Source organism: Streptomyces sp. BK340 (genome assembly GCF_007827595.1).
Classification (GTDB): domain Bacteria; phylum Actinomycetota; class Actinomycetes; order Streptomycetales; family Streptomycetaceae; genus Streptomyces.
Genome location: NZ_VISR01000016.1, coordinates 215,051 through 227,903 on the forward strand (window position 1 = coordinate 215,051; position 12,853 = coordinate 227,903).

The 12,853-nt window shown below is 71.0% G+C and carries 13 protein-coding genes and 1 pseudogene; 8 read left to right on the top strand and 6 right to left on the bottom strand.

The features are described 5' to 3' along the window. Positions 1–487 (top strand): annotated as a pseudogene (locus tag FB157_RS26710) (DEAD/DEAH box helicase); the annotation flags it as partial. Positions 488–671: 184 nt separating this feature from the next. Further along, the gene (locus FB157_RS26715) at positions 672–1,547 is read left to right on the top strand and encodes an alpha/beta fold hydrolase (RefSeq protein ID WP_145883184.1); all 876 of its coding nucleotides are present in this window, start codon (positions 672–674) and stop codon (positions 1,545–1,547) included. Positions 1,548–1,740: 193 nt separating this feature from the next. Here FB157_RS26715 and FB157_RS26720 read toward each other — a convergent pair whose 3' ends face one another. Further along, positions 1,741–2,637: an NYN domain-containing protein gene (locus FB157_RS26720; RefSeq protein WP_186581691.1), complete on the bottom strand. Its 897-nt coding sequence runs from the start codon at positions 2,635–2,637 to the stop codon at positions 1,741–1,743. A 205-nt stretch (positions 2,638–2,842) separates the two neighbouring features. On the opposite strand from FB157_RS26720, the gene FB157_RS47465 reads away from it, so the two are divergent. After that, positions 2,843–2,995: a hypothetical protein gene (locus FB157_RS47465; protein WP_186581692.1), complete on the top strand. Its 153-nt coding sequence runs from the start codon at positions 2,843–2,845 to the stop codon at positions 2,993–2,995. A 44-nt stretch (positions 2,996–3,039) separates the two neighbouring features. Here FB157_RS47465 and FB157_RS26725 read toward each other — a convergent pair whose 3' ends face one another. The 4 genes from FB157_RS26725 to FB157_RS26740 all read right to left on the bottom strand — a co-directional run bounded on the left by FB157_RS26725 (position 3,040) and on the right by FB157_RS26740 (position 6,298). Then, the gene (locus FB157_RS26725) at positions 3,040–3,645 is read right to left on the bottom strand and encodes a MarC family protein (RefSeq protein WP_145883185.1); all 606 of its coding nucleotides are present in this window, start codon (positions 3,643–3,645) and stop codon (positions 3,040–3,042) included. Between the two features lie 72 nt (positions 3,646–3,717). Continuing rightward, on the bottom strand, positions 3,718–4,575 hold the full coding sequence (locus FB157_RS26730; protein WP_145883186.1) for a PHP domain-containing protein: 858 nt from the start codon (positions 4,573–4,575) through the stop codon (positions 3,718–3,720). A gap of 234 nt (positions 4,576–4,809) precedes the next feature. Next, positions 4,810–5,451, bottom strand: coding sequence for a DUF6758 family protein (locus FB157_RS26735; RefSeq protein WP_145883187.1), 642 nt, complete (start codon positions 5,449–5,451; stop codon positions 4,810–4,812). Between the two features lie 262 nt (positions 5,452–5,713). After that, positions 5,714–6,298, bottom strand: coding sequence for a suppressor of fused domain protein (locus FB157_RS26740; RefSeq protein ID WP_145883188.1), 585 nt, complete (start codon positions 6,296–6,298; stop codon positions 5,714–5,716). A 458-nt stretch (positions 6,299–6,756) separates the two neighbouring features. Between FB157_RS26740 and FB157_RS26745 the strand changes: the two genes are divergently transcribed. After that, positions 6,757–7,887 (top strand): magnesium and cobalt transport protein CorA, encoded by a 1,131-nt coding sequence (locus FB157_RS26745; protein WP_145883189.1) that lies wholly within the window; start codon positions 6,757–6,759, stop codon positions 7,885–7,887. A gap of 24 nt (positions 7,888–7,911) precedes the next feature. Next, a complete protein-coding gene (locus FB157_RS26750) occupies positions 7,912–8,424 on the top strand; it encodes a hypothetical protein (protein WP_145883190.1) in 513 nt (170 codons plus the stop codon). A gap of 95 nt (positions 8,425–8,519) precedes the next feature. On the opposite strand, the gene FB157_RS26755 is transcribed toward FB157_RS26750, so the two are convergent. Further along, on the bottom strand, positions 8,520–9,257 hold the full coding sequence (locus FB157_RS26755) for a hypothetical protein (protein ID WP_186581693.1): 738 nt from the start codon (positions 9,255–9,257) through the stop codon (positions 8,520–8,522). A gap of 190 nt (positions 9,258–9,447) precedes the next feature. On the opposite strand from FB157_RS26755, the gene FB157_RS26760 reads away from it, so the two are divergent. The 3 genes from FB157_RS26760 to FB157_RS26770 are packed head-to-tail and all read left to right on the top strand — an operon-like array spanning position 9,448 to position 12,521. Then, on the top strand, positions 9,448–10,752 hold the full coding sequence (locus FB157_RS26760) for a magnesium transporter MgtE N-terminal domain-containing protein (protein WP_145883191.1): 1,305 nt from the start codon (positions 9,448–9,450) through the stop codon (positions 10,750–10,752). Beyond that, the gene (locus FB157_RS26765) at positions 10,742–11,344 is read left to right on the top strand and encodes a DUF1003 domain-containing protein (protein WP_145883192.1); all 603 of its coding nucleotides are present in this window, start codon (positions 10,742–10,744) and stop codon (positions 11,342–11,344) included. Before FB157_RS26760 ends, FB157_RS26765 begins: the two co-directional genes overlap by 11 nt. Before the next feature lie 43 nt (positions 11,345–11,387). Then, positions 11,388–12,521 (top strand): Mrp/NBP35 family ATP-binding protein, encoded by a 1,134-nt coding sequence (locus tag FB157_RS26770; protein ID WP_145883193.1) that lies wholly within the window; start codon positions 11,388–11,390, stop codon positions 12,519–12,521. The last annotated feature ends 332 nt before the right edge of the window (positions 12,522–12,853 follow it).

Here is a 12,853-nt window from a genome sequence, read left to right on the forward strand (position 1 = left end):
CGAAGCCACCGAGGCCAAGCCCCGCCGCACCCGCAAGACCGCGGCCGCCGCCCCGGAAACGGTGGAGGCCGAGGTCGAGGCCAAGCCGCGCCGGACCCGCAAGACCGCCGCCGCTGCCGCCGAGGCCGCCGTGGACACGGCCGAAGCCACCGAGGCCAAGCCCCGCCGCACCCGCAAGACCGCGGCAACCGCCCCGGAAGCGACGGAGGCCGAGGTCAAGCCCCGTCGTACCCGCAAGACGGCCGCTGCCGCCGAAGCCACGGACGGTGCTGAGGTCGCCGCCGCGCCCAAGGCCCGGCGGACCCGTAAGGCCGTTGCCGCGGCGGCTGCTCCGGAGATTCCGGCGCAGGCCACCGAGGAGCCGGAGGCCAAGCCGCGCCGCCGGACCCGCAACGCCGCGGAGCCCGTGGCCGAGGCCACGGAAACGGCGCCGAAGCCGCGCCGGACCCGGAAGGCGACGGCGGCCGTGGAGGTCACCGAGGCCTGACCGGCCCCACCGCAGGACAAGCACAACCGCCTCACCCGACGGCCCGGCCCACCACTGTGGGACCGGGCCGTCGGCCGTCTCCCCCACTGCCGCTCTCTCCCCCGTCCGCCCCTTCCTCCGCCTCCCTCCCCCTGCCGCACCCTCCCTCCACCCCGCCCGCGCACCGCCCGATAGCCTCTCCCCCATGAGCAGGCCTGCCACCTTCGTCCCGCCCCCCGGTGCCCGCGCGTACTCCCTGCGGACCGCGCGCGGTGAGTTCGCCGTCGTCGACGCGCCCGTGGCCGACGGTGTCGAGCCGAAGGGCGTCGCGCTGCTGCTGCCGGGGTTCACCGGGAGCAAGGAGGACTTCAATCCGCTGCATGTGCCGCTGGCCGAGCGCGGGTACCGGACCGTGGCCGTGGACGGCCGCGGGCAGTACGAGTCGGACGGGCCCGAGCGCGACGAATCCGCCTACGCGCAGGAGGAGTTGGCGCGGGACGTGCTGGCGCAGGCGGCGGCGCTCGGAACGCCCGTGCATCTGCTGGGGCACTCGCTCGGCGGGCAGATCTCGCGTGCGGCCGTGCTGCTCGACCACGCGCCGTTTCTCACCCTCACGCTGATGGCCTCGGGGCCGGCGCACATCTCGGTCTCCCAGCAGCAGCGCGTGAAGCTGCTGCGGGACGCGCTCGGCGTGATGACGATGGCACAGGTGTGGGACGCGATGCAGGCGATGGAGGCGCCCGAGGAGACCGACACGGGCGAGCTCGACGGCGGCCTGGTCGGCCGGGAGGATCTGCGGCGTCGCTGGCTGGGCAACAAGCCCGCCCAACTCATCGCCACCGGACGCCAGTTGTGCACCGAGCCGGACCGTATCGCCGAACTGGCCGCCGTACCGCTGCCGTTCCACGTGCTGTCGGGCTCGCAGGACGACACCTGGCCGCCGGCCCTGCTGGACGAGATGGCGGTGCGGCTTCGGGCGCGGCGGTCCGTCATCGACGGGGCCGAGCACTCGCCCAACACCGAGCGCCCGCTCGCCACGGCCCGGGCGGTCGCCGGCTTCTGGGACGAGCACCCGGGCTGAGGCGGGTGGCGGGCACCCGGGGCGGGGCCAGGGGGGTTCGTCCGGATCAGCCCGGGTCCGCGACGCCCGGCACGGCACCTCGCCGCGTTGTCGGACCACCCGAGTACGCCCAGTACGCGCCGGGCGATCCTCCGCCTTGCGATGCGCCGCACCGGACGCCGCGCCCTGATCCGACCCGATCCGGACGAAACCCCTAGTACTGCGCCTGTAGGTGCTCCCAGAAGCCGTCCCTGAGGGCGCGGCGCAGGTCCGCCTGGCCGCGCAGGGAGTACTGGAGCAGCCCTTCGGCCTCGACCAGCAGGTCCTGGTCGACCGAGCCGGGCAGGTAGGGGTGGCCGGGGAGCAGCTCGACGAGGGCTTCGCGGCCACGCGCGGCCAGCCACTTCGCGGCGATCTGGGCGCCGACGAAGCGCACGTCGTCGCGGGTGGGCCGGGTGCCGGCGGGGGCCTCGTAGGCGGCGGCCGTGCGGCGGGAGACGTACGGCTTGAAGAACTCCAGGTCGAGGGTGCGCTGGCTGTCGACCTCCCAGAGCAGCGGCTCGGCCTGGTTGCGGCCTTCGGGTGCCTCGATGCCCCACAGGTGGACGCGAGCGCCGTAGCCCTGGGCCGCCTCCACCGCCGAGACCAGGTCCTCGTCGCCGCCGAGCAGGGCCGCGTCGCTGATCGCACGGTGCCGGGCGAGGGACTCCAGGTCGGAGCGGATGAGGGAGTCGACGCCCTTCTGCTGGTTGTTGGCGTTGAGGTTGCCCAGGCGGACCTTGACGTCGGGCAGCTCCGCGATGGACTGCTGCTCGGCGGTGTGGATGCGGCGCCGGGCGCCGTCGTACCAGTAGACGCGGAGCAGCCGGCTGTCCGCGAAGATCGTGCGGGCCTTGTCGATCAGCGCCTCGATGAGGCCCTCGGCGTCCAGGTCGAAGGCCCGGCGGTCCTCCGTCCCGGCGACCAGCCGGCCGGCGGCCGCGTAGAGGTATCCCGCGTCGACGAAGATCGCGTGGGTCGAGGGCGTCTTCGCCACCTCGGCGAGCATGCGTTGCAGTAGCTCGTTGGTGTGGTCGATGCGGGCGGCGAGGGCCGCCAGGTCGTCGTTCATCGCTTCCATTGTCCCGGCGGTCACGCTACGAACACAACCGGTCCCGGTCAGTCCCGCGCACCTCACCTACTGGTCAGTAATTAGCTGTTCGAAAAATTTCTTTAGCGTAGGGAATGTTTGTAACACGCAACCCGTTGACTAGATACGACAGCAGGACACACCAGTAGTTCTCCTCAGGAGGATGACCAGACGAAGGGAGAAGCCCATGCGCTTCGAAATCATGCGACTCGACGAGGTCAACGGCACCACCGTGGACAGCACCGTCGTGGACGCCGCCTCCGTCAACCGGATCGTTCAGCAGGCCGCCGCCATCGGACAGCGCCTGTGGATCCGCCCGGCCGAGACCCCGGCCTCGTAACGCGGACCGCCACTCAAGCTTTCCGGGGGAGCCGAGCCCACGTCTCAGCTCCCCCGGATCACCTGAGTGACACCGTTGATGATCTGCTGCACCGCGATCGCGGAGAGCATCATGCCCGCGAGCCGCGTCACGAGGACCACGCCGCCGTCCTTGATGACCCGGATGATCAGCAGCGAATAGCGCATCACCAGCCACAGCACGACGTGGATCGCGAGGATCGCGGACCACACCGAGACCTGCATGGCCACACTGCCGGCCTTCTGCACGGCGAGGATCACGGACACGATGGCACCGGGACCCGCCAGCAGCGGCATGCCCAGCGGCACGAGGGCGACGTTCACGTCCTTGGTCTGCTTCGGCTCGTCGGTCTTGCCGGTGAGCAGGTCGAGCGCGATCAGCAGAAGCAGCAGACCGCCCGCGATCATCAGCGCGGGGACGGACACGTGCAGGTAGTTCAGGATCTGGTGACCCAGGACGCCGAACGTGGCGATGACTCCGAAGGCCACGCAGACGGCCTGGAAGGCCATCCGCTTCTGCACCTTGGCAGGGCGCCCCGCGGTCAGCGCGAGGAAGATCGGGGTGATCCCGGGGGGATCCATGATGACAAAAAGGGTCAGGAACAGGGAGCCGAAGACGGCGACGTCGAACATGGCGGAAGTACAGGCCTTGCAGGAGAGAGCGGAACGGGCGTGAGACGGAGCGGGGTCGGCCCCTGAGGGACCTCAGGCCCCGCCGGTGCCCGGCACCGGGAAAGCGCCGGTGGCCCGCCGGATGATCTCCCCGTACACCTCGGGGTCCGTCGTGTACTCGCCCAGCGACACGGTCTTGCGGCTGCCGTGGTAGTCCGAGGACCCCGTGACCAGCAGCCCCAGCTCCTTCGCGAGGCCCCGCAGGCGCTCCCGGGCGTCCAGGTCGTGGTCCATGTGGTCGACCTCGATGCCGTCCAGACCGGCCGCGGCCATCTGGGCGATCGCGGACTCCGGCACCGTGCGGCCGCGCTTGGCGGCGGCCGGGTGCGCGAAGACGGCCACGCCGCCCGCGCCCTTGACCAGCCGGATCGCCTCGAAGGGGTCGGTCTCGTGCTTCTCCACGAAGGCCCGGCCGCCGTCGGCCAGCCACTCCTCGGTGAACGCGTCGCTCACCGTGGGCACGACGCCCAGCTCGACGAGCGCGGTAGCGACATGCGGACGCCCCACGGAACCGCCGGCGGCGATCCGCTCGACCTGCTCCCAGGTGACCGGCACGCCCAGCGCGTTCAGCTTGGCGACCATGCCCTGCGCCCGCGGCACCCGGTCGTCCCGGACCAGCTCGCGCTCGGCGAGCAGGGCGGGCTCCTCGGGGTCGAAGAGATAAGCCAGCATGTGCATGGAGATGCCGTCGACACGGCAGGACAGCTCGGCGCCGGTCACCAGGGTGAGCCCCTCGGGCACTGCGGCGATCGCCTCGGCGTACCCACGAGTGGTGTCGTGGTCGGTCAGCGCGACGACGTCCAGCCCGGCGGCAGCGGCATTGCGCACCAGCTCGGCCGGGGTGTCCGTACCGTCGGAAGCCGTGGAGTGGCAGTGCAGATCGATACGCACGACACGGACTCCAGGCGGTGACGGGACGGAAGGGGACACCTAAGGATAGCGGTCGTGAAGGGATGCCCTGTCACACCCGAACCTGGCGAGCACCCCCTACAGGCCATGCGGCCGCCAAGGGGAGCGGGGAACCGCGCACGGCGACGCAGCCGCCGAACGGGTGCGGGGAACCGCACGACCAGCCGCAACGCACCCGCAGCCACCGACCGCCGGCGCTCCCCGCCCCAGCGGGCGCTACGGCTGGAGCAGGCGCGGCGACAACGCGCCGCACGGCACCAGGTCCAGCTCCGCCCCCGCATCCCGCAGATCCGTCAGCACCAGCTCGTCGTACATGAGCAGGCCGGACTTCTCGGGCCACAGCACCGCCCACAGCCACATCCCGAGGGCCTCGCCGGCGAAGACGGCACGGTCGTCGGGGGCGCGAAAGACGTGCCAGAGCGGGGTCGGACGGCCGGCGGCCAGGACCTTGGCCTGGGGCGGCTTCTCGACGTTCATGTACGCCCCCGGGTCGAGGCAGTCGATGCCCGCGTACCGGGCACCGAGGCCGACGCCGAGTTCCTCGGCGACCAGGATCAGCTCTCCCATGCCGCCGAGCGGGCCGGGACCGGAGCAGGCCACGGCGCTGGCACGACCGCCGCTGCGGTCGTCCCCCGCATAGGCCACACCGGTGAACAGCCACCCGACCGGCAGCGGCCAGGGCATCCACACCGGAACCTGCGTGCGGTGCAACACCACGTTGAGCGCCTCGACGCTGGGCGGGATCACGGGCTGCAGCGGATGCACCGTCCCGTGCGCATCGCACTGCCAGGAATCGGCGAAGAGTCCGGGAGCCCTGACCCGGCCACCACACTTCGGGCAACTGGGTTCGCCCCTCATAGGGCTCCACGGTCCTACCCGGACCGGCCCACGTCAAGGACGATCACCCGTCCGGACGGAACGCGCGTGCCACCTCACCGGCCAAAACCAGATGCATCTCGCACTAATTAGCTCCCCTAACTTGCCCTGCGCACAGGCCGGCTGTCCGCCCGCCGGGACGACAGGGAGCACATGGACCCCCTCGACGCGGGAGCCGGCGGCATCGCCGTCTTCACCAACTGGCCGATTCCAGCCTTGCGTTGGTGAGTTCGGTCACTCCGGGTCAGTCGAGCGGGACGGATCTGCGGGCGGGGTCCCTCAGGTCCGTGCCGTTCGCGAGCCAGCGCTCCTGGAGCGCCTGGGCGCCGTGCACCCGCTTCCAGGCGGCCTCGTTCGGGGTCATCGGCAGCAGCGGCAGGAACCGTACGGGTTCCATCGGATCGTCCAGCTCCAGATCCTCGACGAGCCCGCCGGGTTCGCCGACCAGGACCGAGGTGAAGGGGGCGCCGGGCCACAGCGGGTCCCCGACGTCCAGGGAGGCGCCGGGGACCACCACCAGACCCTCCACCTGCGGGGACGCGGCGAGGACGGCGAGCGGGCGGAGTACCTTGTCGGTCTCCGCGAGGCCCGCGCGGACCGACAGGACCAGCTCGACGCGGGGGCCCTTGACGGGGTCGGCGAGCATCGCCGTGGGATCCGTCATGGGGTGCGCCGACATGCCGAGCGTGGCGTAGCGGACCACGTCCCCCTCCTGGAAACGGAGCACTTCGATGCGGTCCGTACCGAGGAAGGTGACCGCGGCGCGCGCGTCGGGCGTACCCAGCGCGGTGGTCAACCGGGCCTCGACCAGAGGAAGAACATCAACCATGCGGTGAGCATAGAACTCGTCAGCAGCGGGCAAAGCGGCGCCTTGACACTATGGGCGGCTGCTACGCTGAGCCGGTGGTTCGGGGCAGCACGCAGAAGCGTCGCTATCAAGTCCCGACGCCGATGAGACTCCCTTACGAGGGACCGGCCGGAGGAGGTGGGGCTGTCATGGATCGAAGTCGACCTGGTAGTACCACTCGCTCTTCCGGCTGCTGATGTAGTTCCTGGCTGGCTGCCGCCTTCCCGTTCGCGTCTTCGTCCGGAAGAGCACTTCGTTTCGCTTTGCCTGATCTGTCTGACCTGAATCAGTTCTGCATCAGTAGCGAAGTCGCCACCGCGACGATGCGGTGCTCCCCGCTTTGTGGACGTGCCAAACATCCGCAGTCAGGACGTCCCCATTCCGGGTAGTTCCACCCGTTGCCGTGCGCTTTCGCTGCCTGCCTGCGAAGGAGCCTGCCCATGTCGATGATCCGCGACCTGCGTGCCGTGGTCCGTCCGTCGTCCCGTGACTCGCTGCGCAAGACGACGAGCACGAGCGCCTCGTACGACACCACGCGTGACCCGGCCACGCCCTCGGCGGTCGTCGACTGCGCGGTCTACCGCGACGGCGCGCGGGTGCAGAGCGCGGGACCGCTGACCCCGCAGGAGGCGATGCGGCAGGTGCGCCGCGACGGCGGGTTCGTGTGGATCGGCCTGCACGAGCCGACCGAGGCGGAATTCGCCGGTATCGCCCGCGAGTTCGGGCTGCACCCGCTGGCCGTCGAGGACGCGGTCCAGGCCCACCAGCGGCCCAAGCTGGAGCGGTACGACGACTCGCTCTTCACCGTGTTCAAGACCATCCACTACGTGGAGCACGACCGGCTCACCGCGACCAGCGAGGTCGTCGAGACCGGCGAGGTCATGTGCTTCACCGGCCGGGACTTCTTCATCACCGTCCGGCACGGCGGCCAGGGCTCCCTGCGGGCGCTGCGCCACCGGCTGCAGGACGACCCCGAGCTGCTCGCGAAGGGCCCCTCGGCCGTGCTGCACGCCATCGCCGACCATGTCGTGGACGGCTACATCGCGGTCGCCGACGCGGTGCAGGACGACATCGACGAGGTCGAGACCGAGGTCTTCTCGCCGGGCCGCCGGGGCGGGGTCTCGCGTGGTGTGGACTCGGCACGGATCTACCAACTCAAGCGTGAGGTGCTGGAGTTCAAGCGGGCGGTGGCTCCGCTGCTGCGGCCGATGCAGCTGCTGAGCGAGCGGCCGATGCGGCTGGTCGACCCCGACATCCAGAAGTACTTCCGGGACGTCGCGGACCACCTCGCCCGGGTCCAGGAGCAGGTCGTGGGCTTCGACGAGCTGCTCAACTCCATCCTCCAGGCCAACCTGGCGCAGGCGTCCGTCGCGCAGAACGAGGACATGCGCAAGATCACCGCCTGGGCCGCGATCATCGCCGTGCCGACGATGGTGTGCGGGGTGTACGGCATGAACTTCAAGTACATGCCCGAGCTGCACTGGAAGTACGGCTACCCGGTGATCATGGGGATCACGGTCGTGCTGTGTCTGGGCATCCACCGCACGCTGAAGCGCAACGGCTGGCTGTAGAGCGGGCCTGGATAGGCTGGGCGCATGACAAGAGAGCTGCTCGACCTGGCCCTCATCGAGGAGGCCGGCAAGAAGTCCGGACTCGTCTGGGTCAGGGGTGCCGACGCCCCGGCCGCGCGTGCGCTGTGGCACGTGTGGCACGAGGGTGCGGTGTGCCTGGTCGGCGACGGGCCCGGAGAGCAGCCGCTGCCCGGTCTCACCGACGGCGCCTCGGCCGAGGTGACCGTGCGCAGCAAGGACAAGGGGGGCCGGCTGGTGAGCTGGCCGGCGACCGTGTCCGAGCTGGCCTCCGGCTCACCGGAGTGGGAGGCGGCGGTGGCCGAGCTGAAGGGGAAGCGGCTCAACGCCCCCGACGGCGAGGAGATGCCGGGGCGCTGGGCGCGCGAGTGCCGGGTGCTCCGCCTCGTGCCGGCAGGGGCTTCGGTGCCGTTGCCCGACGGCAGCTTGGCGGAAAGACCGCTGCCGACTCCGGCGACCACGCGTCAGCCGATCCCGGCGGGGCTGCCCCGACTGCTGGCCAGGCGCCGGAAGAAATGATGCCGCGCCAGGGCCGGGCAGGGTTCGGCGTCGCCGGACCCGTACGTCGAGACTGATCGCCGTCGGGACGGAGCGGACCGGCCGACCGGGAGCGGTTACGACGTCGGCAGCTGCTTGCCGTAGTCGACCGTCTCCGACTTCGCGGGCTCGGCCACGGTGAAGTCCTTGCCCCAGTCCGAGAAGCTGAGCGTTCCTGCGCTGCCGGCGCGGACCAGGCGGAGGGGATACGGCTTGCCCTGGAGGGAGACGTCGAGGGTGCCGCCGGCGCCGGCGTCACCGGTGATGCGGATGGTGGGGGTGCCGGACTGGTCGTGGTGACCGTCCGCCGCCAGCTTTCCGTGCAGGGTCAGCAGACCGTCGAGGAGGACAGCCTTGTCCGTGAAGCCGCTGAACTTCTTGTACGCGGGATCGCCCTGCGGCACCTTGACGTACTTGCCGTTGAGCTTGCCGGCCGCCCCGGTGTCCCCGCCGTGGCTCCAGAAGTCCGCGTCGGCCTTCAGATACAGCTGCTCGCCGACCCGCAGCAGACCGAACGTCGCCCCCTGCGACGTGACCGAGCCGCTGCCGCCGCCGGCCTTCAGCCGCATGTCCAGCCTGTACGTGCGGCCGCTGGTGACCACGGTCCCGGACAGCCGTACCGCGGGCGCCGCGTCCGCCGCGGCCCGGGTCTTCGTCTGGATCTGGTCCGGGGACAGCTTGCCGACCCCGTTCGTCCCCGCGTCCGGGTCCTCGCTGCTGCAGCCCGTCAGCACCATCGCTCCCGTCACGGCCAGTGCGCATGCAGCGCCCACCAGCGTGGCCCGGCGGGTACGGCCCTGGGGAATCACAGTCACAGGTGACGCTGCCTTTCTGACGGGTCCTGAGCGGCGTACCGCAGCGTACCGGGGTCCCACCCGCCCGGCGGAGCCAGTCCGTCCGGACCGCCCACCAGGGCGTATCCGATCGGTACGGGCTAGCCTGAAGCGCACGCGAGCGGGCAGAAAACAGCAATTCCCACGCAATGCGAGCAAAGGAAGCACAGCCATGGCAGCCGGCGCCCCCCGGATCTTCGTCTCGCACCTCGCCGGGGTCCCCGTCTTCGATCCGACCGGCGACCAGGTGGGCCGCGTACGCGAAGTGGTCGTCATGCTGCGCGTCGGGCGACGGCCCCCGCGCGTCCTCGGGCTGGTCGTGGAACTGTCCACCCGGCGCCGTATCTTCCTGCCCATGACCCGGGTCACCGGCATCGAGTCCGGGCAGGTGATCACCACCGGCGTGGTCAACGTCCGCCGCTTCGAGCAGCGGCCCACCGAGCGGCTGGTCTTCGGGGAGCTGCTGGACCGGCGGGTGACGCTGGTGGAGACCGGCGAGGAGGTCACCGTCCTCGACCTGTCCGTGCAGCAGCTGCCCGCCCGCCGCGACTGGGAGGTCGACCGGGTCTTCGTCCGGAAGGGGAAGAAGGGCGGCGCCTTCCGGCGGGCCAAGGGCGAGACGCTGACGGTGGAGTGGTCGGCGGTCACCGGCTTCTCCCTGGAGGAGCACGGACAGGGCGCGGAGAGCCTGCTCGCCACCTTCGAGCAGCTGCGCCCCGCCGACCTCGCCAACGTCCTGCACCACCTCTCCGCCAAACGGCGTGCCGAGGTCGCCGCCGCCCTGGACGACGACCGCCTCGCCGACGTCCTGGAGGAGCTGCCCGAGGACGACCAGATCGAGATCCTCGGCAAGCTGAAGGAGGAGCGCGCGGCCGACGTCCTGGAGGCCATGGACCCCGACGACGCGGCCGACCTGCTCTCCGAGCTGCCGGAGGAGGACAAGGAGCGGCTGCTGAGCCTGATGCAGCCCGCCGACGCGGCCGAGATGCGGCGCCTGATGTCGTACGAGGAGCACACCGCGGGCGGTCTGATGACCACCGAGCCGATCGTTCTGCGCCCGGACGCCACCGTCGCCGACGCGCTCGCCCGGGTCCGCAACCCCGACCTCTCCCCCGCCCTGGCCGCCCAGGTCTACGTCTGCCGGCCGCCCGACGAGACCCCGACCGGCAAGTACCTGGGCACCGTGCACTTCCAGCGGCTGCTGCGCGACCCCCCGTACACCCTGGTCAGCTCGCTGGTCGACGACGATCTGCAGCCCTTGGACCCCGACGCGACGCTGCCCGTCATCGCCGGGTTCTTCGCGACGTACGACATGGTCGCCGCGCCCGTGGTGGACGAGTCCGGTTCGCTGCTCGGCGCGGTGACCGTGGACGACGTGCTCGACCACATGCTGCCCGAGGACTGGCGGGAGACGGAGTTCCATCTGAACGAGGAGGACGGGGCGGCGAGTGAGGGGGCGAGTGCGCATGGCTCCTGAGCGTGAGGGCACCCGCGAGCGCACCCCGGTGGGCGCCACGGCCGCCACCAGGCACCGCGCGCCCCGCCTGGACCAGCCGCGCCCGCCGCGGCGCCGGTACCTGCCCGAGTGGGACCCGGAGGCCTTCGGGCGGCTGTCGGAGAAGATCGCCCGCTTCCTGGGCACGGGACGCTTCATCGTCTGGATGACGGTCGTCATCATCCTGTGGGTGGTGTGGAACATCGCCGCGCCGGGGAATCTGCGCTTCGACAACTACCCGTTCATCTTCCTGACCCTGATGCTGTCCCTGCAGGCCTCCTACGCGGCCCCGCTGATCCTGCTCGCGCAGAACAGACAGGACGACCGCGACCGGGTCAACCTCGAACAGGACCGCAAGCAGAACGAGCGCTCCATCGCCGACACCGAGTACCTGACCCGGGAGGTCGCGGCGCTCCGCGTGGGCCTGGGCGAGGTGGCCACCCGCGACTGGATCCGCTCCGAGCTGCAGGACCTGATCAAGGAGCTGGAGGAGCGACGGCGCCACGACGGTCATGTCGTATTCGCGGCGGAACGGACGGAACGGTCGCCGGGACGTGACGCAGACGACCGCTGAAGTGCTACCCGGAGGCCCCTCGGCGCGCCGTACCATCGTCCTTATGGCTACGGAAGACGCGGTGCGCGAGGCACTGGCGACGGTGAACGACCCCGAGATCAACCGCCCCATCACCGAACTGGGGATGGTCAAATCGGTGGAGATCGGCGCGGACGGGGCGGTCGCGGTGACCGTCTACCTGACCGTCTCCGGCTGTCCCATGCGCGACACGATCACCCAGCGGGTGACCGAGGCGGTCTCCCGGGTCGAGGGCGTCACCCGGGTCGACGTCACGCTGGACGTGATGAGCGACGAGCAGCGCAAGGAGCTGGCGGCGGCCCTGCGCGGCGGCCAGGCCGAGCGTGAGGTCCCCTTCGCCAAGCCGGGCAGCCTCACCCGGGTCTACGCGGTCGCCTCCGGCAAGGGCGGCGTCGGCAAGTCCTCGGTGACGGTCAACCTGGCCGCGGCGATGGCCGCCGACGGCCTGAAGGTGGGCGTGGTCGACGCCGACATCTACGGCCACTCGGTGCCGCGCATGCTGGGCGTGGACGGCCGTCCGACCCAGGTCGAGAACATGATCATGCCGCCGTCCGCGAACGGCGTGAAGGTCATCTCCATCGGCATGTTCACCCCGGGCAACGCCCCCGTCGTCTGGCGCGGCCCGATGCTCCACCGCGCGCTGCAGCAGTTCCTCGCGGACGTCTACTGGGGCGACCTCGACGTCCTGCTCCTGGACCTCCCGCCGGGCACCGGTGACATCGCGATCTCCGTCGCCCAGCTCGTCCCGAACGCCGAGATCCTGGTCGTGACGACGCCTCAGCAGGCCGCGGCCGAGGTGGCCGAGCGGGCCGGCGCCATCGCCGTCCAGACCCACCAGAAGATCGTCGGCGTGGTCGAGAACATGTCCGGCCTGCCCTGCCCGCACTGCGGCGAGATGGTCGACGTCTTCGGCACGGGCGGCGGCCAGACGGTGGCGGACGGCCTGACCCGCACCACGGGCGCGACGGTCCCCGTCCTCGGCAGCATCCCCATCGACGTCCGCCTCCGCGAGGGCGGCGACGAGGGCAAGCCGGTCGTCCTGACGGACCCGGAGTCCCCGGCGGGCTCGGCCCTGCGCGCGATCGCGGGCAAGCTGGGCGGCCGCCAGCGGGGGCTGTCGGGCCTGTCGCTGGGGATCACCCCCAAGAACAAGTTCTGAAATCGCACGCCTGCGATCTGCGGCTCCGTCCTTGGTCGACCTTCTGACCAGCGGCGGAGCCGTCGACGTTTGTCAGCGTTGATTGTCACCGAAGCACTAGCTCGGAAGATCGCGTACGCGGGTGGGTACTGACCGGGGAGACGCCGACCTGGGTGTTTCCAGTGCAGTCGCCGCGACTCCCCACTGTTCCCCGTGCAGTCCCCCCGCGGCGGGCACGCGGAGGGCACAGCGCTTCGCTGAAGCTCCTATTGCCGTCAAGCGGTCTGGATCCAGTCACGGTAGGCACGGGCGAGGTCGTCGTCTCGGCTGAGGCCTCGTTCGAGTCTGGAGAT

Coding starts and splice junctions, on each gene's coding strand:
- FB157_RS26715 (WP_145883184.1), top strand. CDS start 672: ATGAGCAGGCCTGCCACCTTCGTCCCGCCCCCCGGTGCCCGCGCGTAC.
- FB157_RS26720 (WP_186581691.1), bottom strand. CDS start 2,637: ATGAACGACGACCTGGCGGCCCTCGCCGCCCGCATCGACCACACCAAC.
- FB157_RS47465 (WP_186581692.1), top strand. CDS start 2,843: ATGCGCTTCGAAATCATGCGACTCGACGAGGTCAACGGCACCACCGTG.
- FB157_RS26725 (WP_145883185.1), bottom strand. CDS start 3,645: ATGTTCGACGTCGCCGTCTTCGGCTCCCTGTTCCTGACCCTTTTTGTC.
- FB157_RS26735 (WP_145883187.1), bottom strand. CDS start 5,451: ATGAGGGGCGAACCCAGTTGCCCGAAGTGTGGTGGCCGGGTCAGGGCT.
- FB157_RS26740 (WP_145883188.1), bottom strand. CDS start 6,298: ATGGTTGATGTTCTTCCTCTGGTCGAGGCCCGGTTGACCACCGCGCTG.
- FB157_RS26745 (WP_145883189.1), top strand. CDS start 6,757: ATGTCGATGATCCGCGACCTGCGTGCCGTGGTCCGTCCGTCGTCCCGT.
- FB157_RS26750 (WP_145883190.1), top strand. CDS start 7,912: ATGACAAGAGAGCTGCTCGACCTGGCCCTCATCGAGGAGGCCGGCAAG.
- FB157_RS26760 (WP_145883191.1), top strand. CDS start 9,448: ATGGCAGCCGGCGCCCCCCGGATCTTCGTCTCGCACCTCGCCGGGGTC.
- FB157_RS26765 (WP_145883192.1), top strand. CDS start 10,742: ATGGCTCCTGAGCGTGAGGGCACCCGCGAGCGCACCCCGGTGGGCGCC.
- FB157_RS26770 (WP_145883193.1), top strand. CDS start 11,388: ATGGCTACGGAAGACGCGGTGCGCGAGGCACTGGCGACGGTGAACGAC.